27 protein-coding genes are annotated in these 24,956 nt (G+C 57.7%); 11 read left to right on the plus strand and 16 right to left on the minus strand.

Annotation, left to right across the window (positions count from 1 at the left end; genetic code table 11):
- Positions 1 to 128: 128 nt before the first annotated feature.
- The 5 genes from ffh (at position 129) to rplS (ending at position 3,646) form a co-directional block, all read left to right on the plus strand.
- Positions 129 to 1,508, plus strand: a complete 1,380-nt coding sequence (gene ffh, locus PG896_RS04485; protein WP_104455239.1) for a signal recognition particle protein — start codon at positions 129 to 131, stop codon at positions 1,506 to 1,508.
- 179 nt (positions 1,509 to 1,687) lie between these two features.
- Entirely contained in the window at positions 1,688 to 1,936 is a 249-nt protein-coding gene (gene rpsP, locus PG896_RS04490) for a 30S ribosomal protein S16 (protein WP_010673084.1), read from the plus strand.
- Positions 1,937 to 1,960: 24 nt separating this feature from the next.
- Complete coding sequence (gene rimM / locus PG896_RS04495; RefSeq protein WP_039039979.1) at positions 1,961 to 2,482, plus strand: ribosome maturation factor RimM; 522 nt, start codon at positions 1,961 to 1,963, stop codon at positions 2,480 to 2,482.
- A gap of 34 nt (positions 2,483 to 2,516) precedes the next feature.
- Positions 2,517 to 3,266, plus strand: a complete 750-nt coding sequence (gene trmD, locus PG896_RS04500; protein ID WP_010673086.1) for a tRNA (guanosine(37)-N1)-methyltransferase TrmD — start codon at positions 2,517 to 2,519, stop codon at positions 3,264 to 3,266.
- Positions 3,267 to 3,298: 32 nt separating this feature from the next.
- On the plus strand, positions 3,299 to 3,646 hold the full coding sequence (gene rplS, locus PG896_RS04505; protein ID WP_005313505.1) for a 50S ribosomal protein L19: 348 nt from the start codon (positions 3,299 to 3,301) through the stop codon (positions 3,644 to 3,646).
- Between the two features lie 103 nt (positions 3,647 to 3,749).
- Here the strand turns inward: rplS and PG896_RS04510 are convergent, their stop codons facing one another.
- Both PG896_RS04510 and mutH read right to left on the minus strand, forming a co-directional pair.
- Positions 3,750 to 4,079 carry an isoamylase early set domain-containing protein gene (locus PG896_RS04510; RefSeq protein ID WP_270835398.1) on the minus strand — a complete coding sequence of 110 codons (330 nt, stop codon included), beginning with the start codon at positions 4,077 to 4,079 and terminating at the stop codon, positions 3,750 to 3,752.
- 83 nt (positions 4,080 to 4,162) lie between these two features.
- On the minus strand, positions 4,163 to 4,837 hold the full coding sequence (mutH, locus tag PG896_RS04515) for a DNA mismatch repair endonuclease MutH (protein WP_042878856.1): 675 nt from the start codon (positions 4,835 to 4,837) through the stop codon (positions 4,163 to 4,165).
- A 731-nt stretch (positions 4,838 to 5,568) separates the two neighbouring features.
- On the opposite strand from mutH, the gene rppH reads away from it, so the two are divergent.
- From rppH to PG896_RS04545, 6 genes are all read left to right on the plus strand, one after another.
- Complete coding sequence (rppH, locus tag PG896_RS04520) at positions 5,569 to 6,096, plus strand: RNA pyrophosphohydrolase (protein ID WP_010673089.1); 528 nt, start codon at positions 5,569 to 5,571, stop codon at positions 6,094 to 6,096.
- A 13-nt stretch (positions 6,097 to 6,109) separates the two neighbouring features.
- A complete protein-coding gene (gene ptsP / locus PG896_RS04525; RefSeq protein ID WP_270835399.1) occupies positions 6,110 to 8,389 on the plus strand; it encodes a phosphoenolpyruvate--protein phosphotransferase in 2,280 nt (759 codons plus the stop codon).
- Between the two features lie 66 nt (positions 8,390 to 8,455).
- On the plus strand, positions 8,456 to 9,280 hold the full coding sequence (gene lgt, locus PG896_RS04530) for a prolipoprotein diacylglyceryl transferase (RefSeq protein ID WP_042079291.1): 825 nt from the start codon (positions 8,456 to 8,458) through the stop codon (positions 9,278 to 9,280).
- Positions 9,280 to 10,074 (plus strand): thymidylate synthase, encoded by a 795-nt coding sequence (thyA, locus tag PG896_RS04535; RefSeq protein WP_109421859.1) that lies wholly within the window; start codon positions 9,280 to 9,282, stop codon positions 10,072 to 10,074. Before lgt ends, thyA begins: the two co-directional genes overlap by 1 nt.
- A gap of 279 nt (positions 10,075 to 10,353) precedes the next feature.
- On the plus strand, positions 10,354 to 11,544 hold the full coding sequence (gene nhaA, locus PG896_RS04540; RefSeq protein ID WP_049636461.1) for a Na+/H+ antiporter NhaA: 1,191 nt from the start codon (positions 10,354 to 10,356) through the stop codon (positions 11,542 to 11,544).
- Between the two features lie 20 nt (positions 11,545 to 11,564).
- A complete protein-coding gene (locus PG896_RS04545) occupies positions 11,565 to 11,945 on the plus strand; it encodes a hypothetical protein (RefSeq protein ID WP_175429470.1) in 381 nt (126 codons plus the stop codon).
- Positions 11,946 to 12,144: 199 nt separating this feature from the next.
- On the opposite strand, the gene PG896_RS04550 is transcribed toward PG896_RS04545, so the two are convergent.
- From PG896_RS04550 to PG896_RS04615, 14 genes are all read right to left on the minus strand, one after another.
- A complete protein-coding gene (locus PG896_RS04550) occupies positions 12,145 to 12,963 on the minus strand; it encodes a hypothetical protein (protein ID WP_139737712.1) in 819 nt (272 codons plus the stop codon).
- Positions 12,964 to 13,188 carry a hypothetical protein gene (locus PG896_RS04555; protein WP_104452356.1) on the minus strand — a complete coding sequence of 75 codons (225 nt, stop codon included), beginning with the start codon at positions 13,186 to 13,188 and terminating at the stop codon, positions 12,964 to 12,966.
- Between the two features lie 426 nt (positions 13,189 to 13,614).
- The gene (locus PG896_RS04560; RefSeq protein ID WP_270835400.1) at positions 13,615 to 14,775 is read right to left on the minus strand and encodes a phage late control D family protein; all 1,161 of its coding nucleotides are present in this window, start codon (positions 14,773 to 14,775) and stop codon (positions 13,615 to 13,617) included.
- Positions 14,775 to 15,266, minus strand: a complete 492-nt coding sequence (locus PG896_RS04565) for a phage tail protein (RefSeq protein ID WP_017411157.1) — start codon at positions 15,264 to 15,266, stop codon at positions 14,775 to 14,777. Before PG896_RS04565 ends, PG896_RS04560 begins: the two co-directional genes overlap by 1 nt.
- Positions 15,267 to 15,278: 12 nt before the next feature.
- The gene (locus tag PG896_RS04570; protein ID WP_270835401.1) at positions 15,279 to 17,765 is read right to left on the minus strand and encodes a phage tail tape measure protein; all 2,487 of its coding nucleotides are present in this window, start codon (positions 17,763 to 17,765) and stop codon (positions 15,279 to 15,281) included.
- Complete coding sequence (locus PG896_RS04575) at positions 17,762 to 17,893, minus strand: GpE family phage tail protein (RefSeq protein WP_025327470.1); 132 nt, start codon at positions 17,891 to 17,893, stop codon at positions 17,762 to 17,764. The genes PG896_RS04570 and PG896_RS04575 overlap by 4 nt, the downstream gene beginning before the upstream one ends.
- An 8-nt stretch (positions 17,894 to 17,901) precedes the next feature.
- A complete protein-coding gene (locus PG896_RS04580) occupies positions 17,902 to 18,186 on the minus strand; it encodes a phage tail assembly protein (protein ID WP_104452360.1) in 285 nt (94 codons plus the stop codon).
- A 66-nt stretch (positions 18,187 to 18,252) separates the two neighbouring features.
- Complete coding sequence (locus PG896_RS04585) at positions 18,253 to 18,771, minus strand: phage major tail tube protein (protein ID WP_270835402.1); 519 nt, start codon at positions 18,769 to 18,771, stop codon at positions 18,253 to 18,255.
- A 9-nt stretch (positions 18,772 to 18,780) separates the two neighbouring features.
- Positions 18,781 to 19,959 carry a phage tail sheath protein gene (locus PG896_RS04590; RefSeq protein WP_442866192.1) on the minus strand — a complete coding sequence of 393 codons (1,179 nt, stop codon included), beginning with the start codon at positions 19,957 to 19,959 and terminating at the stop codon, positions 18,781 to 18,783.
- Between the two features lie 232 nt (positions 19,960 to 20,191).
- Positions 20,192 to 22,495, minus strand: coding sequence for a phage tail-collar fiber domain-containing protein (locus tag PG896_RS04595; RefSeq protein WP_270835403.1), 2,304 nt, complete (start codon positions 22,493 to 22,495; stop codon positions 20,192 to 20,194).
- A complete protein-coding gene (locus PG896_RS04600; protein ID WP_270835404.1) occupies positions 22,492 to 23,127 on the minus strand; it encodes a phage tail protein I in 636 nt (211 codons plus the stop codon). Before PG896_RS04600 ends, PG896_RS04595 begins: the two co-directional genes overlap by 4 nt.
- On the minus strand, positions 23,124 to 24,023 hold the full coding sequence (locus PG896_RS04605) for a baseplate J/gp47 family protein (protein ID WP_270835405.1): 900 nt from the start codon (positions 24,021 to 24,023) through the stop codon (positions 23,124 to 23,126). The genes PG896_RS04600 and PG896_RS04605 overlap by 4 nt, the downstream gene beginning before the upstream one ends.
- Positions 24,020 to 24,379 carry a GPW/gp25 family protein gene (locus PG896_RS04610; RefSeq protein WP_041214908.1) on the minus strand — a complete coding sequence of 120 codons (360 nt, stop codon included), beginning with the start codon at positions 24,377 to 24,379 and terminating at the stop codon, positions 24,020 to 24,022. The genes PG896_RS04605 and PG896_RS04610 overlap by 4 nt, the downstream gene beginning before the upstream one ends.
- Positions 24,376 to 24,948 carry a phage baseplate assembly protein V gene (locus tag PG896_RS04615; RefSeq protein WP_270835406.1) on the minus strand — a complete coding sequence of 191 codons (573 nt, stop codon included), beginning with the start codon at positions 24,946 to 24,948 and terminating at the stop codon, positions 24,376 to 24,378. Before PG896_RS04615 ends, PG896_RS04610 begins: the two co-directional genes overlap by 4 nt.
- Between the last annotated feature and the right edge of the window lie 8 nt (positions 24,949 to 24,956).

Below are 24,956 nucleotides of genomic sequence, written 5' to 3' on the forward strand. Positions count from 1 at the left end.
ATACTGCCCTCCATTTGTTGACCTGCCCGTTCGATGGCAGGCCGCCGCGGCAAGCGGCGAGTAATCGTCCCTAGAGTGCTGACCGGGGTATAATGCCCCCAGTGTCACGCCAAGAACCGGAAAGCGTCATGTTTGAGAATTTGACTGAACGACTCTCGCGCACCCTGCGCAACGTCAGCGGCCGCGGCCGTCTGACCGAAGAGAATATCAAGGATACCCTGCGCGAAGTCCGCATGGCGTTGCTCGAGGCGGACGTCGCCTTGCCGGTGGTGCGCGATTTCGTGGCGCGCGTCAAGGAACGAGCCGTGGGCCAGGAAGTGGCCAAATCCCTTAGCCCGGGCCAGGCCTTCATCAAGATCGTCCATGGCGAACTGGTCACCGTGATGGGGGAGGCCAACGAACAGCTCAACCTGGCTGCCCAGCCGCCGGCCATCATCCTGATGGCAGGTCTTCAGGGGGCCGGTAAGACCACTACGGTCGGCAAACTGGCCAAACTGCTCAAGGAGCGCAGCAAGAAGAAGGTGCTGGTGGTCAGTGCGGACGTCTACCGTCCGGCGGCGATCAAGCAGCTTGAGACCCTTGCGGGCGACATCGGTGTCGACTTCTTCCCGAGTGATGCCAGCCAGAAACCGATCGCCATTGCCACTGCTGCCATCGATCAGGCGCGCAAGAAGTTCTATGACGTGGTGATCGTCGATACTGCCGGTCGTCTGCACGTCGATGGTGAAATGATGGCGGAGATCCAGGATCTGCACGCCACCATCAAGCCGGTCGAAACCCTGTTCGTGGTGGATGCCATGACAGGCCAGGATGCTGCCAATACCGCCAAGGCCTTCAACGAGGCGCTGCCGCTCACCGGTGTGATCCTTACCAAGGCAGACGGTGATGCCCGCGGTGGTGCCGCACTGTCGGTGCGCCACATCACCGGCAAACCGGTCAAGTTCATCGGTATGGGCGAGAAGACCGACGCGCTGGAGCCGTTCCACCCGGATCGTCTCGCCTCCCGCATCCTCGGTATGGGGGATGTGCTCTCTCTCATCGAAGAGGTGGAGCGCAACGTCGATAAAGAGAAGGCGGCCAAGCTGGCCAGCAAGGTCAAGAGTGGCAAGGGCTTCGACCTGGAAGACTTCCGTGAGCAGCTGGCCCAGATGCGCAACATGGGTGGCATGATGGGGATGCTCGACAAGCTGCCTGGCATGTCCGGCCTGCCGGACAACATCAAGGATCAGATGGATGACAAGCTCACCGTGCGGATGGAGGCCATTATCAGCTCCATGACGCCGAAAGAGCGTGCCCATCCCGATCTCATCAAGGGCTCCCGCAAGCGCCGCATCGCTGCGGGCTCCGGCATGCAGGTCCAGGATGTGAACAAGCTGCTCAAGCAGTTCACCGAGATGCAGCGCATGATGAAGAAAATGTCCGGCAAGGGCGGCATGCGCAAGATGATGGGCCAGATGAAGAACATGCTGCCCCCCGGATTCGGTGGTGGCAGTCGCGGTCCGTTCTGATTTTCCTGCTGGTCAGGTAGAAAGGCTCACCCTGGTGAGCCTTTTTCATGCCAATCCCTGCGCAAAAAATAGCTGGCTTGGTTGCAATTATTACGAATCCAAGTAGAATTACGCGGCTTATTTTAAGCTAGGGTCTGCGTATTTGCAGGCCTTGTTCATTAGATGTTTATGAGGACGATATGGTAACCATTCGTTTACAACGTGGTGGCGCGAAAAAGCGTCCGTTCTACCAGGTAGTAGTTGCTGACAGCCGTAACGCCCGTGACGGTCGTTTCATCGAGCGCGTCGGTTTCTTCAACCCGGTTGCTGCTGGTAACGCTGAAAAGCTGAACCTGGACCTGGCTCGTATCGAGCATTGGGTTGCTACTGGTGCCGCTGTTTCTGACCGCGTTGCCAAGCTGATCAAAGACGCTGCCAAAGCTGCTTAATCAGCCAAACGGTAGGGAGTTAAGGTGGAAAAACCTGTAGTTCTGGGCACCCTGGGAACCGTTTACGGGATCAAGGGCTGGCTTAAAGTGAACTCCTTCACCGATGTTGCCGAAGCGATTTTCGATTACAACCCCTGGCTGATCAATCAGAACGGGGCGTGGCGTGAAATCCGGGTGTCATCCTGGAAGCGTCACAACAAGGGTCTGATCTGCAAACTCGATGGTATCGATGTGCGTGAGGATGCCCTGGCATTGACCAACGTCGAGATTGGCGTCCCCGCCGATCTGTTGCCTGCGTTGCCCGAAGGGGAGTTCTACTGGCGTGACCTCATTGGTTGCACCGTGGTAACCACCAAGGGATACGACCTGGGCAAGGTGACCGAATTGATGGAAACCGGCTCCAACGATGTGTTGGTGGTTGAGGCCAATGTAAAAGATGCCTTTGGTGCAAAGGAGCGGTTGATACCGTTCCTGGAAGAGCAGGTGATCAAGAATATTGATCTGACTGCTCGAACAATCGAAGTTGATTGGGATCCTGGTTTCTAGTTTCCCGCGCTAACACGGGTGCCGGAGGTTTCTTATGTGGATTGGGGTCATTAGCCTCTTCCCGGAAATGTTCCGAGCCATTACCGAGCACGGGGTAACGGGTCGGGCCGTCAAGAGTGGCCTGCTGCAAATTGAGTGCTGGAACCCTCGGGACTTCACCCACGACAAACACCGTACGGTCGATGATCGTCCTTATGGTGGTGGGCCCGGCATGTTGATGATGGTTCAGCCGCTGCGTGATGCCATTCATGCAGCCAAGCAAGCGGCGGGAGACGGGGCGAAAGTCATCTATCTCTCTCCTCAGGGACGCAAGCTGACTCAAGCGGGCGTGACCGAGTTGGCGACGAATCAGAAACTGATTCTGGTCGCCGGTCGATACGAAGGTATCGATGAGCGCGTGATACAAACCGAAGTCGACGAAGAGTGGTCTATCGGGGATTACGTGTTAAGTGGTGGTGAGTTGCCTGCCATGACCCTGATCGATGCGGTTTCGCGTCTGGTCCCGGGGGTCTTGGGCGATCAGGCCAGTGCCGAGCAGGACTCCTTCACGGATGGGCTGCTGGATCATCCCCACTATACTCGGCCGGAGGTGTTGGATGGGCTGACGGTGCCCGAGGCGCTGACAAGCGGCAATCACGAAGTGATTCGGCGCTGGCGACTCAAGCAATCGCTCGGACGAACCTGGCAGAGAAGGCCGGAACTTATTAACAACCTAGCTCTGACTGACGAGCAAGAATCACTTCTTGCCGAGTATGTCCGCGAAGTGCGTGACAGCGTTAAGTAGAGTTTTCAGTTTATCCTAGGTAAGGAAAGACAATGAGCAAGATTATTCAGCAGCTTGAACAAGAGCAACTGCGTACCGACATCCCGGCTTTTGCCCAGGGCGACACCGTACGTGTTCAAGTTCGTGTTAAAGAAGGTGGTAAAGAGCGTCTGCAGGCTTTCGAAGGCATCGTGATTGCCAAGCGTAACCGCGGTCTGCACTCTGCTTTCACCGTTCGCAAGATCTCCAACGGCGAAGGTGTTGAGCGTGTATTCCAGACTCACTCTCCGCTGATCCACAGTGTAGAACTGAAGCGTCGTGGTGATGTTCGCCGCGCCAAACTGTACTACCTGCGCAACCTGTCCGGCAAAGCTGCTCGTATCAAAGAGAAGCTCAACTAATTCGATTCGAATTGGTGTCGGTATGTCGGCGAAAAGCTCGACAGGTAGTGAAAAGGCTCGCCAATGGCGAGCCTTTTTTGTATCCGCTTTCGGGTGTTCCAGCTCAACCTGGCTGGCTGACCCGCACCACCGAGTTGTCACGCCCGAAGGGGCCAGGCACATAGTCGTCCGCCTCCCAGTCGTTGTCATAAAGGGTTTCACCATCGGGTTGCACTAGCTGATAGCAATACTCGAAATGGCTGGGGCCATCGGTCGGCAGGTTGAGTGTCGCCTTGAACTCCCCGTTTTTCATCCTCTTCAGTTCAATGGGCTGCCACTGGCTGAATTCACCCAGCAGCAAGACCTGCTCGGTATCACCGGCGGCCTCCTTTTCGACGGCAAAGGTCACCTTGACCTCGGGACGCGATTTGAGAAATTGCTTGTTGATCGGCATATGGACTCCTTGTCACTGGCTGCGAAGAAAGTAGCGCTGGTTATTTTTATATCACTTTATGACAAGGATGTTGATAAACAGGATCAAAGGGGGAGGGCAAAATGGCGCTGCAGGAGTTGATGGGTGAACTCGATCTTGAGGTAGAAGCCCCGTGGTAGCGTCATGATGGGTTGGCCATTGCGGCCGATGGCGCGGGTCAGCGCCTTGCTGTTGGCCGCCTTGGGGCGCAGCTGCAATACCTGGCCGTGGCGGGCGCTGATCTGCTCCACTTCCCCCAGCACTATCATGTCCATCAGCTCTTCCCAGTCCTGGCGCAGCAGTATTTCTTCCTCTTCATTCGGGCTCCACAGCAGCGGCATGCCGACGCGACGGTCGCCGACAGGGATGTCGCGGCTGCCTTCCACCGGGATCCAGAGCACCCGCGACAGCTTGTTACGCACGTTCGACTCCTCCCAGCGCTGGCCGCTGACTCCGATGAGGGGGGCCACGCAGACAAAGGTGGTTTCCAGCGGGCGCCCTTGAGGATCGACGGGGATCGTCTTGAGCTCGATACCGAGATCCGGAAAATCCTGCTCGGGACGGCTACCTGCACTGGCCCCCAGCTGCCACTCGATCAACTGCCCTGTCCAACCCTTGTCACGTCTGAGATCCCGCGGTACGAGGATGCCTGCCGTTGCGGCAAGCTGGGCCAGAGTGAAGCCAGCCATGGCGTAGGCTCGACTGAGCAGCTCTTGTTCTGACTGGGGATTGGCGGGCATGAGGGCTCCTCTGGAGATAATAGACATCGCAATACGGATCCTTGCATGGTATCGCTGATTTTATAACCGATCCTCGCCCGACTATACACAGGGAGATATGGGTGACAGAATTCAACATATCTAAATGATTTTAAAGGGTTTTACTTTATTTATCCAGTATGTTGGCCCGCCGGTTCCCCGCATAAACGAGTTGTCCAAGGGTTTGTGCGAGCTGTTGCACACAGTTATCCACAGAAATCTTGGATAACTGGCGTAAAGTGGTGAAAGGAAGCGTGGCACCAGAAATAAATGTGAGAGTACGCCGATTTTCAGCGCCATTTCGGTGCAGATAATGCGCCATATCTGTGGATAAATCCGTCTTGGTGGATCTTTGAGCAGTCGAACTTGTTCACAATTGACAGGCTGGATCCTCTTAGGCAAAAGACATGGATCTTGATCCAGCAATTAAACTATAACCTTATGTATTTAAATGTATATTTTGTTTTTAAGTGAATCGGGTATGATATGCTTCCGTGCAATGCCACAGTATAAAACTACTGTATATACCTGCTTGATCACAGGTTTATGCACAGTCTGGGTGGGCAACTTGCCTAGCATGAACCTTCAATTTGTTTATAACTTTGCTTGAAATGCCAAGTTATTCATGAATGGAAGATGACAGTCCCTGTTTGCCGCCACGGGGTGAATGTGGAACAATCTCGTTATAGATTCAGCCTTTATAAGGTGATCACGTGATAGATGGTGACGGATTTCGTCCCAATGTCGGCATCGTGATCTGTAACCGTGACGGACAAGTATTGTGGGCTAAGCGCTATGGGCAGCACTCCTGGCAGTTTCCGCAGGGGGGGGTTGATGATGGTGAATCGCCGGAACAGGCCATGTATCGTGAGCTGTATGAGGAGATAGGCCTCAAGCAGGACGATGTGACCATACTGGCGACCAGTCGCAACTGGCTGAAGTATCGCTTACCCAAACGACTCGTCCGCTGGGACAGTTCACCGGTCTGTATTGGCCAGAAGCAGAAATGGTTTTTGTTGCAGCTCGATCCTGGCAAAGAGTCCAGGATCCAGTTTGGCTGTCATGGTCACCCGGAATTTGATGATTGGCGTTGGGTCAGCTTCTGGTACCCGGTTCGTCAGGTCGTCTCCTTCAAGCGGGAGGTTTACCGCCGGGTGATGAAAGAGTTTGCCCCGCTGGCCATGCCAGTCCCCGTGGTGCAGGCTAACCGAAAAGATGGGCGGCGCAACCGCTCGCGTTAAGGAGCACAACTAGTTGCTGACGGAACTCAGACGCATCGTGGAAAGCATGGCCGAGGCCAACACCCTCGAACAGGCCTTGCAAGCATTGGTGAGCCAGACCCGGCTCGCCATGACGGTGGACTGCTGCTCCGTCTATGTGGCCGAGCCCGACATGCGCCGCTATCGACTGGCTGCGACCGATGGTCTGGCCGAATCGGCCGTGGGCAAGGCCACCCTGCCGTTCGAGCAGGGTATTGTCGGCCTGGTGGGTCAGCGTGAAGAGCTGATCAACCTGGCCGATGCCCCCTCTCACCCCAGTTTCAAGTTTCTGCCCGATGTGGCGGAAGAGGCGTTTCGCTCCTTCCTCGGCGCTCCCATCATGCATCAGCGTCAGGTGGTGGGGATTCTGGTCGTGCAGCAGAAGGAGAGCCGCCTCTTCGATGAGGGGGAGGAGTCCTTCATGGTCACCCTGGCGGCTCAGCTGGCTGCCCGCATCGCCCAGGCCCAGGCCAAGGGGTGGCTGCAGAAGACCGACTGGAGCAAGCCGCTGCGCGGTATTGCCGGGGCGAGTGGCATCGCCATCGCCAAGGCCTGGGTGTGGCGTCCGCGCAAGGCGCTAAATACCATCACGCCGCGCAAGGACGAGGATCATGCCAAGCAGCTTGCCCGTCTCGAGCTGGCGGTGGAGGAAGTGCGCCATGATCTGGAGAGCCTGGCACTGCGCTTTCGCGAGAGCTACAGCCAGGACTCGGTCGCCATCTTCGACATCTATCTGCACCTGTTGAACGATCCCGGCTACATCAAGCCCATCCGCAACAAGGTCAGCAAGGAACACTGGACGGCGATCTCGGCGGTCAAACTCATCAGCGATCGGCTGATAGAGCAGTTCAAGGGGATGAAGGATCCCTATCTGCGGGAACGCTCCACCGATGTGAAAGACATCGCCCAGCGGCTCATCAGCCGGCTGGTGCAGGACGAACCCGAGCAGCTCACCATCGGCGAACCCGTGGTGCTGGTCGCCGATGAAGTGACGGCCACCATCCTTGCGGAGATCCCGAGGGAATTTCTGAGCGGTGTGGTGTCGCTCAAGGGCGGGACCAACTCCCATGCCGCCATCCTGGCCCGTGCCATGGGGGTGGCGGCCATCATGGGGGTGGATTTGCCCCTCGGTGACATCGGCGGTCGCACCCTGGTCATCGATGGCTACAGCGGCGATCTCTTCATCGAACCCAACCAGGTGATCCTGACCGAGTACCGGCAACTGCTGAGTGAGGAGCGGGCACTCGACACACTGGTGCGTAGCGTCGACAACCAGCCCTCCGAGACCGCCGACGGCACCAAGGTCTCTCTGCTGCTCAACGCAGGGCTGAGTGCGGATACCGAGATCTCCCTCAATCATCTGGCGGACGGGGTCGGGCTCTATCGCACCGAGATCCCCTTCATGCTGCAGGACAGCTTCCCTTCGGAGTGGGAGCAGACTGCCCGCTATCGCGGGATCCTGGAAACCTATCGGGATCGCCCGGTTTGCATGCGGACTCTGGATGTGGGGGGGGACAAGCAACTGCCCTATTTCCCCATCGTGGAGGAAAATCCCTTCCTTGGTTGGCGGGGGATCCGGCTCACCCTGGATCACCCCGAACTCTTCCTGGTGCAGCTCAAGGCCATGCTGCGGGCCAGCGAAGGGCTGGACAATCTGGCCATCATGCTGCCGATGATCAGCAGCGTCAGTGAGATCAAGGCCTCCCGCCGGTTGCTGGATCAGGCCTGGCGCGAGGTGTCGGAGGAGGCGGCGAGCCGCGATGCGGTGATCCGCTACCCCAGCCTCGGAGTGATGATTGAAGTCCCCTCCGCCCTCTATATCCTGCCTGAGATGGCGCCTCTCATCGACTTCTGGTCAGTGGGCAGCAACGACCTGACCCAGTATCTGCTGGCTGTGGACCGTAACAACGCCCGGGTCGCCAGCATCTACGACGCCTTCCACCCCGCGGTGATCCGCGCCCTGCAGCTGCTGGTCGATGCCTCTCAGCGCTACCACAAGCCGGTCTCGGTCTGTGGCGAGCTGGCCGGCGATCCGGTCGGCGTGCTGCTGCTGCTGGCCATGGGCTATCGCCGCTTCAGCATGAATACCCACAATATTTCGCGCATCAAGTACGTGCTGCGTCAATCCGACCTCGGGGAGCTGAAGACGCTGCTGGCCGATGGCCTCAAGCACGACAATCCCCACGTGCTGCGCGGCCTGTTTGCCCGCTACCTGGAAGAACACGGGCTGGGCGGCTTGCTGCGGGCGGGCCACAAGGTCAGGCTGCCAGATTGATATTCAGTCTTGTTCCTGCTGGCGAATGATCGGAGAATGCGGCTTTTCCTATGACTGGGGCCGCTTATGCAGCACGACGGATATTGGATTTTCTCGCAGATTGATCCCGTAGCATTCAGTTTGGGACCACTATCGGTTCGCTGGTATGGTCTCATGTACCTGTTCGGCTTCGCCTTCGCCATGTGGCTGGCGGGCCGTCGCGCCGATGCGCCGAACAGCGGCTGGACCCGCAACGAGGTCTCCGACCTGCTGTTCTACGGCTTCCTCGGGGTGATCCTGGGAGGGCGCATCGGTTACGTGCTGTTCTATAACTTCGATCTCTTCCTCGCCGACCCGACCTACCTGTTCAAGATCTGGACCGGGGGCATGTCGTTCCACGGTGGTCTCATCGGGGTCATCACCGCCATGATCTGGTTTGCCCACAAGACCCAGCGCCACTTCTTCACCGTGGCCGACTTCGTGGCGCCGCTCATCCCCTTTGGCCTCGGCGTCGGTCGCATCGGCAACTTCATGAATGGCGAGCTGTGGGGGCGGGTCACCGATGTGCCCTGGGCCATCATCTTCCCGGAGGCGGGCCCCGAGCCGCGCCATCCGTCCCAGCTCTACCAGTTCGCCCTGGAAGGGGTGGTGCTCTTCATCATCCTGAACCTGTTCTGGCGCAAGCATCCACCCCGCGGCGCCATCTCAGGCCTGTTCCTGCTGTTCTACGGCCTGTTCCGCTTCCTGGTGGAGTTCGTCCGTCAGCCGGACAGCCAGCTGGGCCTCTACTTCAACGAGATCAGCATGGGCCAGATCCTCTCCACCCCGATGATAGTGGCGGGGGCGCTCATGGTCTGGGCCGCCTATAAACAGCCCCGTCTGTTCGGCAATGCGCCCAAGGAGGCCAAGTAATGCGTGCCTATCTCGACCTGATGCAGAAGATCCTGGACGAGGGGACAGTCAAATCCGATCGTACCGGGACCGGGACCGTTTCCCTGTTTGGTCATCAGATGCGCTTCAATCTGGCGGAAGGCTTCCCGCTGGTGACCACCAAGAAGTGTCACCTGCGCTCCATCATTCACGAGCTGCTCTGGTTCCTCGACGGCGATACCAATATCGCCTACCTCAAAGAGAACGGCGTCAGCATCTGGGACGAGTGGGCCGACGAGCACGGTGATCTGGGGCCTGTCTATGGTGCCCAGTGGCGCTCCTGGCCGGCAGCCGATGGGTCTGTCATCGACCAGATCCAGAAGGCGGTGGACGACATCCAGCACAACCCGGATTCCCGCCGCATCATCGTCTCCGCCTGGAACGTGGGCGAGCTGGACAAAATGGCGTTGGCACCCTGCCACGCCTTCTTCCAGTTCTATGTGGCGGATGGCAAGCTCTCCTGCCAGCTCTACCAGCGTAGTTGTGATGTTTTCCTTGGCCTGCCGTTCAACATTGCCAGCTATGCGCTGCTGACCCACATGATGGCGCAGCAGTGCGATCTGGAAGTGGGTGACTTTGTCTGGACCGGTGGCGATGTGCACCTCTATTCCAACCACATGGAGCAGACGGCACTGCAACTCACCCGCGAGCCGCGCCCCCTGCCGCAACTGGTGATCAAGCGCAAACCTGACTCCATCTTCGATTACAGATTCGAGGATTTCGAGATCCAGGGCTATGATCCTCATCCTGGGATCAAGGCGCCTGTCGCTATTTGAGTAGGTAATGAGCCTGGGGCGAGTATCGTCTCCCAGGTGACGATGAGTCGACACTCAGCTGTTAGAGGCACCTTCGGGTGCCTTTTTGCATTTTCTGTGAATTAATATGCAACATTCCGGGTGGAGAGATGGCTCCTGAAAAGGGGAAATAACCTGCTTATAGCAGGCATTATCTGTTTTGCTTTCGGTTTTTTCGTTGTTATCGGCCGTTAGAAACGATTTTTCATTGAGCTACTCGGGCCCTATACTGAAAAAATGGAATCTTATGGGTAGTTAGATATGAGCGATGTATTCAAGCGTTTTCTCAAACTGGAGTCTGCTTCCGGGATCATTCTGATCCTGGCCGCCCTGCTTGCCATCGGCTTGGCCAATTCGGCGCTGGCGCAACACTATCAGAGCTTCCTCAATACCGAGGTGCAGGTTCGCATCGCGGCGCTCGACATCAACAAGCCGCTGCTGCTCTGGATCAACGATGGCTTCATGGCGATCTTCTTCCTTCTGGTGGGTCTCGAGGTGAAGCGAGAGATGCTGGAGGGGGCGCTTTCCTCCCGGGTGCAGGCAACCTTCCCGGCCATTGCCGCCGTGGGTGGGATGTTGGCACCGGCCCTCATCTATAGCTTCTTCAACTACGGAGACGAGGCTACCCGTGCTGGCTGGGCGATTCCGGCCGCAACCGACATCGCCTTCGCTCTCGGGGTCATGGCGCTGCTGGGCAAGCGGGTACCGACCAGCCTCAAGGTCTTCTTGCTGGCGCTGGCCATCATGGACGATCTGGGGGTCATCATCATCATTGCCCTCTTCTACACCCAGCAACTGTCGCTGACTGCGCTGGCGATAGGTGTGGTGGCCACCCTGACCTTGCTCTGGATGAATCGCCGTGGTGAGGACAGGATTGGACTCTATATGCTAGTCGGCCTGGTGCTCTGGGTTGCCGTGCTCAAGTCCGGTGTCCATGCGACTCTGGCGGGGGTCATCGTGGGCTTCATGATCCCCCTCAACGGCAAGCGTTACGCATCGCCACTCAAGCATCTGGAGCATGTGCTGCACCCCTGGAGCGCCTTCCTGATCCTGCCGCTGTTCGCTTTCGCCAACGCCGGGGTATCGCTGGAGGGGGTCTACTTCTCGGCTCTGCTCAATCCGCTCCCCATGGGGATCATCCTGGGGCTCTTCGTCGGCAAGCCGCTCGGGATTTTCACCATCAGCTGGCTGGCAGTGAAATCAGGCATTGCCCAATTGCCGCAAGGAGTGAACTTCAGACAGATCTTTGCCGTCAGCATCCTGTGTGGCATCGGCTTCACCATGTCGATGTTTATCGCATCGCTGGCATTCGAGCATGGCGGACTGGACTACGGCAGCTACTCGCGCCTCGGGATCCTGGCAGGTTCCACACTCGCGGCCGTGATCGGTTACATCGCTCTGCGGATATCGCTGCCCAATCGGGAGGCGAATCAAAGTACGGAGGGGTTATGAGAAAACTAGGATGGTTAGTCATGCTGGCAAGCCCTGCACTCTGGGCAGATAGTCTGGCCGATTGTCAGCGGGATGCCACCTCGGCAAGTTGTTCTGCCTATCTCAACGGGGTGGTCGACAGCGCACTCATGCTGGGGGACTCACAGGTAAAAGCCCGGTTCGGAGAGACCTTCGCCGAACGGGCACTGAGCAGTCGTGCCGGCGAGCGAGTCAAGCTGTCCAACAAGCGCTATTGCACCGAGCGAATGCCGGATGCCGGTCGTCTCAAGGCCCATCTGCAGGCACAGTTCGACGCGAACAAGGTTGACTCGATCAGCGACATGTATGACATTCTGGCGGTTGAACTCAGCTGCTACCGGAGCCCGCCTGGCGCGGGAACCCCATCGGATGTCACACCTTAACTACAACCATCTCAAGTATTGGAAAAGGTTAAATTGATTAAAAATCAATGATTTATGATTTGTTCTTTGTGGCGTGGCGACAAAGTGGCGGCAGAGCGTAGATCCGTTGCGCTTTCCATCAGATTTCTCGAATCACCTCAATGAAGAAGACAGGAAGATATTGTTTTCCTGTCTTCTTACACCTCAATCCCACCACCTTTTAGATCAATACGTTATCTGCCTGGGTAGTCAAAGCATTGCTTTTGTCTATTTTGGCCTGCTCTTCTTGGGCTTTGAAATCGTTGTATGTATCTTTATCAAAGAGGGACATACTTTCGATTTCTTTGGCTGGTATCACTACTCGGAATGAGTTTATTGATAGTGTGTTTGGGCCCATTGGGATGCCTGAAAGCAAGCCGCGTTTAGAGTAATGATCGTGGTAGTTGGTTGTAAGATGCAGGGTCAACTCATCTTTATCCCTAAACCCGCTCATGATTGGGAGGAGTTCAATGTATTCAACAGACCCGTTCTCTAAGGCCGGCATGGTTAAAACACCAATGTAAACCTTACGGCTAGATAGCGTGACCACGAGTGGGAAGCGGGTGGAGGCTGCGTAAACTAGTAGACTTTCTTCTGGGCTGTGGCGGACGTTCTGGCTCAACCAGTTAGCCCTAGTTATTGGGTCATTAAAGCGGTAGCGACTGAGCATACCACAGGCACCAGCAATCGCTGTTGATACCGCGATCCAAGCAAAGGTCTTCAATACCTCATAGTTAATCAAGGCCTTTTCGACAGGCACTAGCTTCTCAATATCTTGTTTAACAAACCCTAATGTATTGGCAATCCACCTTAGTAGGCCAAAGTAGCTCATCCCAGATGTCACAAACCATCCTGCGACTAGGAATACTCCACCCCAAGATGCCACATAAAAATAAGCGTCCCATCCATTGGAACGCTTATATCTATATCGAGTTTTTGGAGACCTGCTTGCGAAGATGTACCCACAAATTAAGGCGATAGCAATGTAAATCGGGGCCATTTAATTCGCATGACTCCTTGACCGAGGCGGTTCAGTAGAGATGTCCTTGAATCCTTTGATCAGATCAACCAAATCTTGCTGAACGTCCGGGTTTTCCATGTTCATGGATACTACGCCATCTTTAGATACGATGACTTTAGTGTTGTTGGCTGCGATGACCTTAGCAAGGTTGTCAACCGGAGCCCTATCTAAGCGTAATAAATAGTATTTGATGAAATCTGACATGATCCAACCCTCCTCTGCACATTCCACAGCTTTCAGACCTAGTGGTTAGTGCTCCCTGCTGTAGGTACATACAGGGGCTCTATCGGTGTCTTTGCACCGTTCTTGTGCACAACATATAGTGGTCACTTTATAAGTATTGCACTATATGTAGTTTGATATGCGTTTTTAGAGGCACAAAACCCCACTTTTAAGCGGGGCTTGGCGAAAGTGGTTACTAACAGCGCCTGTTGATAACCTGTATATAACTTTATTTGTTATCTTGAGTATATCCCTTACCCCTAGAAATAATCAAGGCAGCCCGATGTAACTTTGAACAACCACAGTTCAAAAATGAGAGGTAGATTGGTTAACTTGACTGAACCGAAAGGGCTTCAAATGGGGTTATTTTGCGTGCCTTTTCTCTATGGTGCAGGATGAATGACCTTGTTACTCCGGTAGTTCTTCAAGCTTCACTTCGAGTTGGATGCGGTTGGTGTAGCCCTGGTTGGTGAGGTCGTGCACCACCTGGGTGAGTAGCCAGTCTGCCTCGTCTATCTGGGGCTTGAACCCCCTGACGGTGGTGGGTTGTTCCGGGTAGAGCTCTGGCCGGCCCCTGGCCAGGGTGATGTCGAACTCGGCCACCCCGCGCTGGATCCGCTCCCACTCTGCCCTGGCCGCCCGCATGGCATTGGCCTGGTTGGCGTAGACGTGGCGCAGTTCCTTGACGTTCTCGCTGCTGCCGACCAGCAGCTCGTTCTCTTTCTTGTTGACCACGACGCCCGGCGGCAATGGCCGCTCAGGCTTCGGTTTGGTCTTTCTCTTGCGCTTCACCTCGACTTTCTTTTTCTCTGCGGCTTTGTTGTCTTGCCAGTAGGCCGTCACGCCGGTGTAGGCGTCTCGGTCTGCCACTGAGAAGCGGTGCTGATCGCCATCTTGGCGGGTGATGGTGATGGCCGGCAGTGGCTGGCCGCTGGCGGTGGTGCCCTGGCCTGCCTTGATGAACATCAGGCGGCCAGATTTGACGGTGGCGATGGCATCGCACTGGCCAGCCAAGCGGGTGAGGAAGGCCAGATCGCTTTCGTTGGCCTGGTCGATGTGGTCGATCAGCTGCCCCTTGAGCGAGTCACCCACGCAGGGGGTGAGCTGGTAGGTGGTGGCCACCTGCTCGACGATGCTGCCTACGGTGGATTGGTGCCAACTGCGCTCGCGCAGCTTGTTCATGCTGCCGCGCAGGTCAGCCGATTTGCCCCTGATGGTGAGCACATCCGGGGCGCCGCCGTGCTCCACTTCGTCAATCTTGTAGGTGCCCTTGTCGACCAAGGCGCTGCCTTGCCAGCCGATGAGGACGCGCAGGGTGGCCCCCCGGCGCGGCATGTCGAGCTGACCGTCGCTGTCATCGAGGGTGATTTCGATGGTGTCGGCAGTGAAACCCCGGTTGTCGGTGATGGTCATCGACATCAGGCGCGGGCGGATGGCGGCCGAAATGTCTTTGCCATCGACCAGCACCTGGTAGGCCGGAACTGGATGCCCTTGGCGCAGTGCATCGAGCGAGTTGGTGATGCCGAGATTCTCGGCTAGGCGGCTGCCGAACTGGTCAAGTGCCCCCATCAGAGGATCCCCCCCAGCTTGCCGCCGATGCTACCCATGAGTTTGCCCACCCCCAAGCGGCCGAGCAGGTTGCCGGCGGTGCGCCCCAGCAGGGTGTTGCCCAGCGTGCTGTCGTTGTCGTCGACCCGCTTGAGCTTGATGCTGAACTCTATCTTGCGGGCGGCACCATCGCTGAAAAACTCGGTGCGGGTGGTGCTGATGCCCTCTATCACGAACGAGCCACGCATCACGCCATCGCCCTGGATCAGGGGGAAGGCTTCACCGCTGTCACCCATCTGGCGCAGCATGTCGAGTGACACCGGGCCTCCGGTCAACTCTGGGTAGAGCACCCCACTCAGGGTGCTGGTTTCATCGTCAGGGCCGAGAAATTGGTAAGCCGGGCGAGCGCCGACCCGGTTATTGCCCGGGTGGCGCCATGCCCATTCGTCTTGCTGGGATTGTGGGGCAACGGTCGAGCGCATAAACACGAACCAGCCCAGGGTCATCATCATGGTGGTTGCTCCTTAGTTGCGGTCGCCCAGCGTGGCGCGGCCACGGGCTGCGGCCTGCCGCTCGCGCTGTTCTATCCGTTGGTCAATCTTGCGAACGAGATCATCAGGTGTTTCCCCCGGCTGCTGCACGATAGTCCACTGATGAGTGGTCGTTGAGTTGCCACCTCTGGCCGCGACTGGTTTGGGTACTGGTGTCGGTACAATTCGGGGGCCGTAGCCGCTGGCGCCAGCCAGTGCCGGCTGGGGGAGATTACCCGTCAGATAACCCGGCCCTGTCGACTTGTCCTGGCCGATGGTGACGTTACCGCCGGTAAACCAGTCAGGCAGGTATTTGGTGAATTCCTTGACCTTCTCCATCAGGGTCTTCCATTTGGCGGTGATGCCGTCGATCAGCCCCTGCACGATGGCTTTGCCCTTGTTGACCGCACCGTCTGGCAGAGTGTCGAAGAAGGCCCAGATGTCGTTCCAGTGGGCAATCAGCATGCCGATGGGAGTCCATGAAAACAGCTCTTTGAGCAGATCCCACCAGGCTATCAGCGGGGCTTTGCATTTCTCCCAGAGTTCACTGAACCACTTGGCGATTCCGTCCCAGTTTTTGTAGATGAGGTAGGCGACACCGGCGATAGCGGCAATCCCCATGATGAACCAGCCTACCGGGGTGGTGAGCATGGCCATCCCCAGCCTGAAAATGCCGAGGGTGAGCCACTTGAGCGGGGCCAGCAGCATGGTGATGGCCTTGCCGAGGAAGGTGCCTTTGATGCCCAGGATCCCGAACGTCAGTTTCATGATGGCCATGGGCCCCAAGACGGCGGCCACTGCCAGCGACAGACCGCCGAAGGCGATGGTCACGGCGGAGAGGATGCCGCCGACCTTCATCAGGGTGTTGGAGAGTTCCGGGTTTTTCTTCGCCCAGTTACCGAGGCGCTCGGACAGTTCGGCGATCCATTCTGTGATGGCCTTGATCTCGGGGGCGATAGCTTCGCCAAAGTTGACCATGGCGTTGGTAAAGGTGCCGGTGGCGGCATCCCACAGGCTGCCCAGGGTGCCAAGCTGGGCGTTGACCCGCTCTTGCAGGGCGGCTTGGTCGGCCATCTTCTTCTGGGTTGCGCGATAGCCATCCATCCCTTTGCTGATGATCAGCTCCAGCACCTGCAGGGTTTCAGCATCGTCGCCGTAGATGCCCTTCAGGACTTGCAGGCGGCGCTCGGTGTTCAATCCCTTCAGCTTGGCGAGCTGGGCAAACATGTTCTCCATCCCTGCGAATTCACCCTTGCCGTCGGTGAAATTCAGCTTCAACCCGGTGCCTTTCGTGGCCTTGGCAATCTTGCCGGTGTTCATGCTCATCTGGAAAACTTTGCGGTAGGCGTTCCCTGATGACTCGCCCGCCATGCCAGCCTGATCGGCCATGATGACCAACGGGGCCAGTACCTTGGCGGCCTCGAGCCCTGACTTGCGCAAGATTCCCATGGCCGGGGTGAGTTTGGTGAAGGCGCCCAGCATGTTGCCGCTGTCAACGCCGAGGTAGAACGAGCGCTGGATGGTATCCATCAGCCCCATCATGTCTTGCTCTGCGGTGCCGGTGGCATCCTGCAGTTTGGCCGCAAACAGCGCTGCTTGGTCGAACGGCATTTTCAGCTGCACACCGAGGTAGGCAGTCGCCTCCCCCAGGCCACCCAGGATGGATTTTGCGCTCATCCCCTGCTGGATCAGCGTGCTCATCATGTTCTGGAAGTCCGCCGTGGTGCCCGGCAGTTTGTTGCCGAGCTTGGTGGCCAGATCGCTGATGGCTTGGAACTCCTGCCGCACCTGGCCGCCCTTGCCCATCATGGAGACCTTGAGGTCTACGACCGATGTTTCAGCTCTGGCGAACTCGATCACCGGCTTGAGGGTGGTCAAGCCCATGGCAGTGCCGGTCGCCAGGGCTGTGGCGCCGTGGCCTGCTATCTGGCCGCGCAGCTCCTGGGTTTGGCGGTAACTGGCTTTGACCTGGTTGAGGCGCTTTTGCTGGTCGGCCAGTTGGCCCAGCTTGGCGCGCTGCTGGTCGAGCTGGGCATTGGCGGAAGCCAGATCGGTCTTGAGGCGGCGCTGGTGTTCGCCGAGCTGCTTGGTGTTGATGCCTGCCTCGCCCAGGGCCCGTTTCAGGCTGCCGTGACGGGCGACCATTTCCCGCTCTTGTTGGGAGAGGTCGCGCACCTTCTGTTTGGCCTGCTCCATGGCGCGGGTCATGGCCTTGGTTGGTTGCTCGACCTTGGCAAGTTGCTGGGCCATCTGCTGGGCATCGCGCTGGGCTGCTGTGAGCTGGGCGCGGGTAGCGCCAATTTGGCTTCCCAGGGAGCGATAGCCGTCAATCTGGCCGCTCTGGGTCTCGAGCTCCTTGATGCGCTTTTTCGTCTCGGCGAGGTCTTTGGCGGTGATGCGGCTCTGGCCGCTGACTGCTTTGAGGGGGGCGGTCAGCTTGTCGACCGCCCCGAGCAGGATTTGAAGTTTGAGAGGGTTCATTGTTCTTCTGCCCCGTTGATGCGGTTGTGAATCTCAACGAGGCGTTGGTGCCAGCCCATCAGCTCGCTGATGTCCATGGCCGCCATCTCGGACGGCGGCCAATGGGCGATGATGGCGATCTCGGCCATCAGATCGTCTATGCAGTGAGGTAGGCCTCCTGCTGCGAGCCCATCAAAAAACCGACCACCACTACCCCGGCTTTGAGCAGGTCAGCCGGGTCCATATCGTTCACTTCCTTTTCGGTCAGGTCGGTGATGCGGGGCAGCAGTTTGATGAGGGTATCCACGTTCATCTGGACGATGTCCATCGTGTTGAGCCCGCGCAGGTGGCCCGCCTTCTTGGGGCTGCGGATGATCAGGCTGTTGAGGGTGTTCTCGCCGCGCTGGATCGGGGTGTCGAGGGTGATTTCTTTCTGTTCCATGGTGCTTGTTCCTGTTGTGGATGTGGTGAGGGCGGCTGTTGGCCGCCCGTTGGATGGGGGAATGGGTTAGAGGCCGATGGCTTTGCGGTGCTCGGCCATGCGATCGACGCCATCGGGGCCGATTTCGATCATGTTGATGAGGTCAATCTCATGGATCACCTGACCGTTGACGGTCTCTTTGTAGTAGGTGTTGACCATGCTGACCTTGGCCTGGGTGTTGTCACCGGCCTTGAGGGTGCCGCGATCGAGCTCTTTGAAGCGGCCACGACAGACGATCTCGACGGCGACCACTTCGCCGGTGTCATCACGCTGGACTGAACCGGCAAAGCGCAGGCTGGTGCCGTCGGCTTTGGGCTCACCCATGCAACTCAGCAGGGGTTCGCCGTAGCCACCGAAGGTGAAGGAGACATCGAGGGCGCTGTCATCCAGCCCCATGTCGATGTTGACGGCACCCCCCATGCCGCCACCGCGATAGGCTTCAAACTTGCGGGACAGCTTGGCCGGGGTGATGTCTTCCGCTTCACCGACCCAGTTATCGCCGTTGAGGAAAAGGTTGAGTCGTTTGAGTTTGCGTGGCAGTGCCATGGGGGCTCCTTATGCGGCGGCCGCGACGCGGGCGCCGAAGTCGATGAGGTAGGTGTCGGTGATGCGCTGGATGAAGCCGAGGTCTTCGAGCGGCGGCACCGGTGTGTAGTTGTAATCGATGCGCAGCTTGCCGGCCTTGAGGGTGTCTTTGTCGTTGAGCTCCTCGTTGTACCAGCAGTCAAAGCCGAGCAGGTAACCGCCCGTCACCAGTTCGCGGCCCTTGGCCTTGATGCCCTCGATGATGTCTTTCACCAGGGTGGGGGTGAGCGGCTTGTCGTTGGCCCACATGTGCGCCTCGGCCATGGTGTCGGCCAGGATCTGGGCGGTGCGGGTGTAGTTCTCGAACTGGAACAGGGGATCATCGGAACAGGTGCGGTTGCCCCAGTAGCGGAAGCCGTCCGCCCTGATGAGGGCCGTGATCTCGTTGGCGTTGAGCAGGCCGACTTCGGTATCGGGGTCTTGCAGATCCCAGAACAGGGCCTTGGTCATGCCGTCGACCCCGGTCACGCCGACGTTGGACAGGGTCTTGTGCCAGCCGATCTCCTTGTCGATGAATGCCCGCATGGCGGCTGCCTTGAGGCAGGCATCGAGCTTGATGCTGGCATTGGCGGCGGTGTCCCAGGCGGTCCAGTCGCCGTGGATCGGCATCAGCTCGCGGCTGGAGAAGTTTTCGCGGTAGGCGAGTGCCGCCTCGACGGTGTCGGCGATGGTCGGCACATAGGCGAAGGCGCGCAGCTTTTTGGCCGCACCTGCCAGGGCGGTGGCTACGGCTAAGGTGCAGTTGTCCGGCACACAGAGGATGCGCGGCTTGACGCCCGTGACCGGGGCGGCCCGCTCCAGCGCCTTGAGGCCGGTATAGCTGCCATCCGGCAGGATGGTGCCGATGATGTTGCTGGTCAGTTCTGCCGCGTCGGCGCCATCCGCCACGCGCACGGCGATGACGATGGTGTTGACGGTGTCATAGATGGTTTGCAGCGAGCGCTTAAGGTTGCCCTTGGTGCCTGCCTTGGCGATGGCTGCCGGCAGGTTGGCAATCAGCACGGGTTTGTTGAGGGGGAAGTAAGCGGCATCCGCATCGCTGCCGGTGCAGATGATGCCGATCACCGCCGTGGCGACGGTGCGGATGGTGCGCGTGCCCTCGTTGACTTCCACGACGCGCACGCCGTGGTGAAATTGGTCCAGTGCCATAGGTTCTCCTGTTGTCCGGACGGAGCATTCTGTGCGTAGGTAATGCATGTGATGCGAGCAGGCTCAGGATGCAGGGGCAGGGGATGACACGCGAGCGGCGGCCAGTGTGTGAGGGCCGTACACACTGGCGAGACGGTGACAAGGTAATGGACGGCGGCAGTAACGAAACACCCCGCACAGGGCGGGGTGTTTCGTTAGATTATGATTTAAGTTCCATAGAAATGGGGTCAGCTCAATAAGTTATGTTCAATTCCCATGCGGCATATCGCCCAGCCGAAGGTAAATTTAAATTGTGGAAGGTAATATCAACCCCTTCATAATCAGGCAGCCCGCAAGTGAGGATGGTCTGAGCCCCGCGAAGAGGTTGGGTAAGACCTGCCTGCAACACCCCCCACGATGCGATAAAAGCCAATTTTCCGGTCGTTATGGTAACTGGCCATGTAATACGCTTATCAATCCGCTCAGTAAGTTCGGCCGGTCTAATTGTCCCCCATATCCTGACAATCCTGCCATTCTTTGTTTCATAACCACCATACCAAGGATGTGCGGTTATAAATGAGCCGTCAGCCATGGAGAAGTCACATGCCTCTAGCGCTGTGGTAAATATGGCGATACCCATTGTTGTTAGGTGATTGATGCCATTACCACCATATGGCAACTTGGTATTTGCTGCACCATTCCCCACCCCCCACATCTGGCTGTTGGTCAATGACGGCATGTATCGGACATGCTCACCATAGTTAAAATTTTCCAAAAATGTCAGCCCACCAGAGGTATACCCACCATTGTACCCGCCGATAGCGGGATAGTAGAGCCCCGCGCCAAGATGAAGGTTTACCCAGTCGGGTAATTTGTCAGTTTCAGTTGTTGAAACGGACACGCGAACTTTCTGGTTATATACCTCAACTTGCAGTTTGTGCGGGGTGTCAGGGATGATCTGTGATGGTACGAGAACAACCTGACTACCAGCGGAGTTATAGCATGTCAATTTCAAAGTATTATCGGTGTGCACCCCTATAAAAACAGCATCATTGTTTCCGACACCTACTTTTAATGATAGCGGGTTCCCACCTATTTTATAAGCCGCTCTATTTGGCAGACCAAATATGGCTGACCAGTTTCTACACTCCACTGGCGATATAAATGCGCCATTCGTGGAGGCGGCCCCAATTAATCGGACATTGTAACTATCAAGAATATCAAAGCCGTCCCTCATTACATTAAAAACTCGGTTTACATCGAGGCATGGAATTTTATCTTTTGCGCAGAGCGAGCGAATAAAACCAGCAGCTATATCGCGGCCTTCTTGCGCTGACTTGCTACCATAGCTGCCATCGTAGGCACCTCCACCATTCGTGCTTGGGACTGGGGGTGTGACCATGATCAAATCAGGATTGGTCGGGAATGCTTTTATCTTATTCACGACGCTATTCAAAGCGTTAATTGAGATGCTACTGCCATCATTCATCCCCATCGACACAATCACTAAATCAGGTTCCAGCGCCGAAACATAATCTAGCCAAGGAGTACTTTGATTGGTATACCAGTCCACAAACCCAGTAGGAACAGTATCAAGATCCTTGAACATCTGCCCACCAATCGCCCGATTGTAGAAAATCGGAGTTTTATCTGGGTTATCTCGTTTTATCTTGTCAATAATGCAACTGTACTGAGAGCTAACCCTGTCCAATGTATTTGGCTGATACGTCGAGATACTATCCCCGACAACGACCACAACCGGAGAGGATTTTGAGGAGAATTTTGGCAACTGCTTAGCCGATATTCCGTCGAGGATCGGCATGGACTGCTCATCGCCCCGTACGATACGCATCCGGTAAGAGCCCGGGCCAGTGATCTTGTGACAGCCTAAAAATATTACCTCCTGTCGATTGAGGATGGTGCCTGTCACGTTGTAGTCACGGTTAAATGTGACAAACAAAATCTTCTTGGTAATTGCGTCGTTGACGGCTGCCTGCAAGATGGCTGTGTCATTAGCCCCCGAATAGGATTCAGCAGACACATACGACAGCCCTCCAGTAATCTTATCCAGCTGAAAACCAAGTGCTGCGGTCTTATCATCCACGTATTTGCGGGTTGCCAGCACCACAGACGGATCGATCTTGAGCTCTACTGCACTGGTGTCGCTGACAACCAGCACCATTCGGATGGTCTGGGTGCGACCAGCTCCACTGGTCAGCAGTGGCTTGTAGGTGTCTGGTGTATTGGCTACGGCAATGAGAGTCCCGCTGTTGTCATAAAGTCCCACTTCACGGACCCACCAACCACCGATGTCCTCTGGGATAATTTGTTCAGCAACCAGTTGCGCCGGGTTGAGAGGATCCTGAAACAGGGTGTTGAGGGGAGCGCGGCGAACCTCTCGAGCCAGCGATGTTTGAGCCGGGTTGGGCGTAACCGGCTGGCCATTACCATCGCCAATCGCCATGTGCGTAATTTTCAGTGGAATACCCAGGGCGATGGCGTTGGCGATTCTTGCCTGACCAGCATTGGTTGGAATGGCGAAATAGATGGCGCTCATTGGCTGGCATCTCCTGTCTGTTGCGGATAAATAGTCATGGTGTCGATGGTGTGGGTGATGCCGCCGTGCCATTGCTGGCCAGGGATTTCGATGGACGCGGGGCTGTATGGGTAGATGGTCAACTCATCTCCTTGGTAGCTGGTTGCGCCCAGATAGAGTTGACCATGGGTCTCCATGCTGATGTCGAGACCCGTCAGATGGCGGGTCATGGGCTTGGCATTTGAGATCCGGCGTTCCAGTTCTTGATACAGGTCCTCGGTGATACCTATATCCCGCACATCGACGTCGAGTTTGAAGGTGCCAGGGGGGGCGGTCGGGGCCTCTTGCCACCATTCCTGCACTCTGATCTGAAAGCCCAGTGGCTCCACCGCACGGCGAATTGCACCGATGGTGCCTTTGCGGCTGTGTACGAAGTAGCTATTAGCGATGACCTGGCGCTTTGTGGCCTCAGGCCATTTGTCATCCCAGTAATCGACGCTCCAGCTGGCGGCCAGATAGGGCAGCAGGTGGGCGGGACAGGTCCAGGGTGACCATAGCGAGCGAAATGGGATCGGCAATTGTTGGGCGTTAGCCCCTGCTGTGGTCAGGTTGCGCTCGGTGCGTGTAGTACTGGGGGGCAACAGGGTGCTCATACTGCCCGCTCCACAGTGAAACTGGTGCAGTAGGCTGCCTGGGTGCTGCTCGGAATGATGTCGACCCAGCCAGTCAACTCAACCTTGCGCACGCCCTGCACGTGCAGGGCGGCATCAATGGCAGAGCGTGGCACCTCGACCCCGATGCGGCGGCGCGGATTGATAAAGGCGGCGAGCTGGCCACGGGCTGCCTGCAGGATCACATCCACCTCGGCCCCCTGGCTGTCGATGTGTAGCTTGGCGGCGATGGTGTAGTTGATGATGCCAGCGCTCTGCACCGTGAGCCGGTCGGCCACCGGGCGCCTGTCTTCCTGGCTCAGGGCTTGGGTGACTTTGGCGATCAACGCCGCATCGGCGCTGCCGTTCCCCTCGGTGCTGAGGATGGTGACCAGCGCTTCGGCGGGGGCGGGGCTGGAGCCTTTGGCATCGGCCACCTTGCCATCTGCCGAAAGGGCGAAATACTCATAGGCCCCGGTGGGGCCTGCCACGCTCAGGCCATCCCACGCCATCAGGGCGCGCAGGATCAGCGCCTCGTCATCCTCTTTGATTTCAGGCACCGGCGGGGTCGCGGTGTCATCCCCTGGCTGGATGATGAGTCGCTGCACCTTCCAGTTGGCCACCAGGTTGTCGAGGTCGCTCCCTTTGGCCCACGCCAGCATGTTGGCGACGGCGGCATCGTTAATGCGTTGGCGCAGGATCAGCTCCCGATAGGCATTCTCTTGCAGCAGCTTGGTGATGGGCTCGGATTCGAGCGCCAGGGTGGCGGCGATGGCTGCCTGTTGGTCTGCCGGATAGAGGCTGACAAAATAGGCCTTGCGCTCGGCGAGGATGGTCTCGAAATCGAGCACCTCGATCACATCGGGCTGCGGCAGTTGAGAGAGGGTGATGGTGCTCAATTGGCGGCTCCTGTGGGAATGGCGATAGAGGCAGACTCCGGCGCGCCGCCGTCCTTGCGCTGCCAGGTGAGCTCGACGGTGAGGGCGCCATCCATGCCGCCGCCCAGCACATCGACCCGGGTGATGGTGATGCGGGGTTCCCAGTTGATGAGGGCCTGCACGGTGGCGGCCATCAGGCGCAGGCGGGTGGCCTGATGCTGTGGCTGGTCGATGAGGTAAAACAGCTCGCTGCCGTAGTCGCGGCGCATGACCCGGGATCCCACCGGGGTGATGAGGATGTCGCGCACCGACTGGATGATGTGGTCGGTGGCGCTGATGGCGCGGCCAGAGGCTGCATTCATGCCGAGCCAGTTCATTGCGGGCCCCCGGAGGTGCCGCTGCCGGTGCTGACGCCACTGTGCTTGTGGGTGGTCACCTCAATGCCGCCAATCTTGGCCGTGGGGGCGGTGATCTTGCCGCCCGCCTCGATGGTCGAACCGACCTTGAGTGCCTGGGTGCATTCCACCATGGGGGTGATCAGCTTGACGGCGACGGAGGCCGAGAGCGTGGCGGTCTTGATGCCGTTGGCGTTGAGCGACCCGGTGGCCGGGTTGTACTCGATGACGGCGCCGTCGCTGTATTCGGTGCGGTCGAGATCCGGATTGTCATCGCCTGCCAGCGGCTCTGGGAAGGCGTCGCAGTGGATGGGGCCGACGATGTAGGCATTGCGCAGATCGCCGCTGACCGAGAGCATCAGCACCTGCTCGCCGATGGAGAGGCGATGGCGGCTGCGGTTCTTCCCGGCCCGCGCAGTTGCGTAGGGCCGCCAGTTGGTGATGAGGTCGCCGGTTTTGACGCGACATTCCCCTGATCGCACGGCGGTGACGGTGCCGATGCGGATCAGGTTGTCGATCAGGCGTTGGAGTTCGGTCGGGGTCGGTTGCATGGGGCCAT

Origin of the sequence: Aeromonas sp. QDB30 (assembly GCF_027707645.1) — a bacterium.
GTDB classification, from domain to species: domain Bacteria; phylum Pseudomonadota; class Gammaproteobacteria; order Enterobacterales; family Aeromonadaceae; genus Aeromonas; species Aeromonas caviae.

Coding starts and splice junctions, on each gene's coding strand:
- PG896_RS04575 (WP_025327470.1), bottom strand. CDS start 17,893: ATGGCCGAGATCGCCATCATCGCCCATTGGCCGCCGTCCGAGATGGCG.
- PG896_RS04565 (WP_017411157.1), bottom strand. CDS start 15,266: ATGATGATGACCCTGGGCTGGTTCGTGTTTATGCGCTCGACCGTTGCC.
- mutH (WP_042878856.1), bottom strand. CDS start 4,837: ATGCCCGCCAATCCCCAGTCAGAACAAGAGCTGCTCAGTCGAGCCTAC.
- PG896_RS04580 (WP_104452360.1), bottom strand. CDS start 18,186: ATGGAACAGAAAGAAATCACCCTCGACACCCCGATCCAGCGCGGCGAG.
- PG896_RS04615 (WP_270835406.1), bottom strand. CDS start 24,948: ATGCAACCGACCCCGACCGAACTCCAACGCCTGATCGACAACCTGATC.
- PG896_RS04585 (WP_270835402.1), bottom strand. CDS start 18,771: ATGGCACTGCCACGCAAACTCAAACGACTCAACCTTTTCCTCAACGGC.
- PG896_RS04510 (WP_270835398.1), bottom strand. CDS start 4,079: ATGCCGATCAACAAGCAATTTCTCAAATCGCGTCCCGAGGTCAAGGTG.
- PG896_RS04595 (WP_270835403.1), bottom strand. CDS start 22,495: ATGAGCGCCATCTATTTCGCCATTCCAACCAATGCTGGTCAGGCAAGA.
- PG896_RS04600 (WP_270835404.1), bottom strand. CDS start 23,127: ATGAGCACCCTGTTGCCCCCCAGTACTACACGCACCGAGCGCAACCTG.
- PG896_RS04590 (WP_442866192.1), bottom strand. CDS start 19,959: ATGGCACTGGACCAATTTCACCACGGCGTGCGCGTCGTGGAAGTCAAC.
- thyA (WP_109421859.1), top strand. CDS start 9,280: ATGCGTGCCTATCTCGACCTGATGCAGAAGATCCTGGACGAGGGGACA.
- rplS (WP_005313505.1), top strand. CDS start 3,299: ATGAGCAAGATTATTCAGCAGCTTGAACAAGAGCAACTGCGTACCGAC.
- PG896_RS04555 (WP_104452356.1), bottom strand. CDS start 13,188: ATGTCAGATTTCATCAAATACTATTTATTACGCTTAGATAGGGCTCCG.
- trmD (WP_010673086.1), top strand. CDS start 2,517: ATGTGGATTGGGGTCATTAGCCTCTTCCCGGAAATGTTCCGAGCCATT.
- PG896_RS04570 (WP_270835401.1), bottom strand. CDS start 17,765: ATGAACCCTCTCAAACTTCAAATCCTGCTCGGGGCGGTCGACAAGCTG.
- PG896_RS04610 (WP_041214908.1), bottom strand. CDS start 24,379: ATGAACTGGCTCGGCATGAATGCAGCCTCTGGCCGCGCCATCAGCGCC.
- PG896_RS04545 (WP_175429470.1), top strand. CDS start 11,565: ATGCTGGCAAGCCCTGCACTCTGGGCAGATAGTCTGGCCGATTGTCAG.
- PG896_RS04550 (WP_139737712.1), bottom strand. CDS start 12,963: ATGGCCCCGATTTACATTGCTATCGCCTTAATTTGTGGGTACATCTTC.
- ffh (WP_104455239.1), top strand. CDS start 129: ATGTTTGAGAATTTGACTGAACGACTCTCGCGCACCCTGCGCAACGTC.
- lgt (WP_042079291.1), top strand. CDS start 8,456: ATGCAGCACGACGGATATTGGATTTTCTCGCAGATTGATCCCGTAGCA.
- PG896_RS04560 (WP_270835400.1), bottom strand. CDS start 14,775: ATGGGGGCACTTGACCAGTTCGGCAGCCGCCTAGCCGAGAATCTCGGC.
- rpsP (WP_010673084.1), top strand. CDS start 1,688: ATGGTAACCATTCGTTTACAACGTGGTGGCGCGAAAAAGCGTCCGTTC.
- nhaA (WP_049636461.1), top strand. CDS start 10,354: ATGAGCGATGTATTCAAGCGTTTTCTCAAACTGGAGTCTGCTTCCGGG.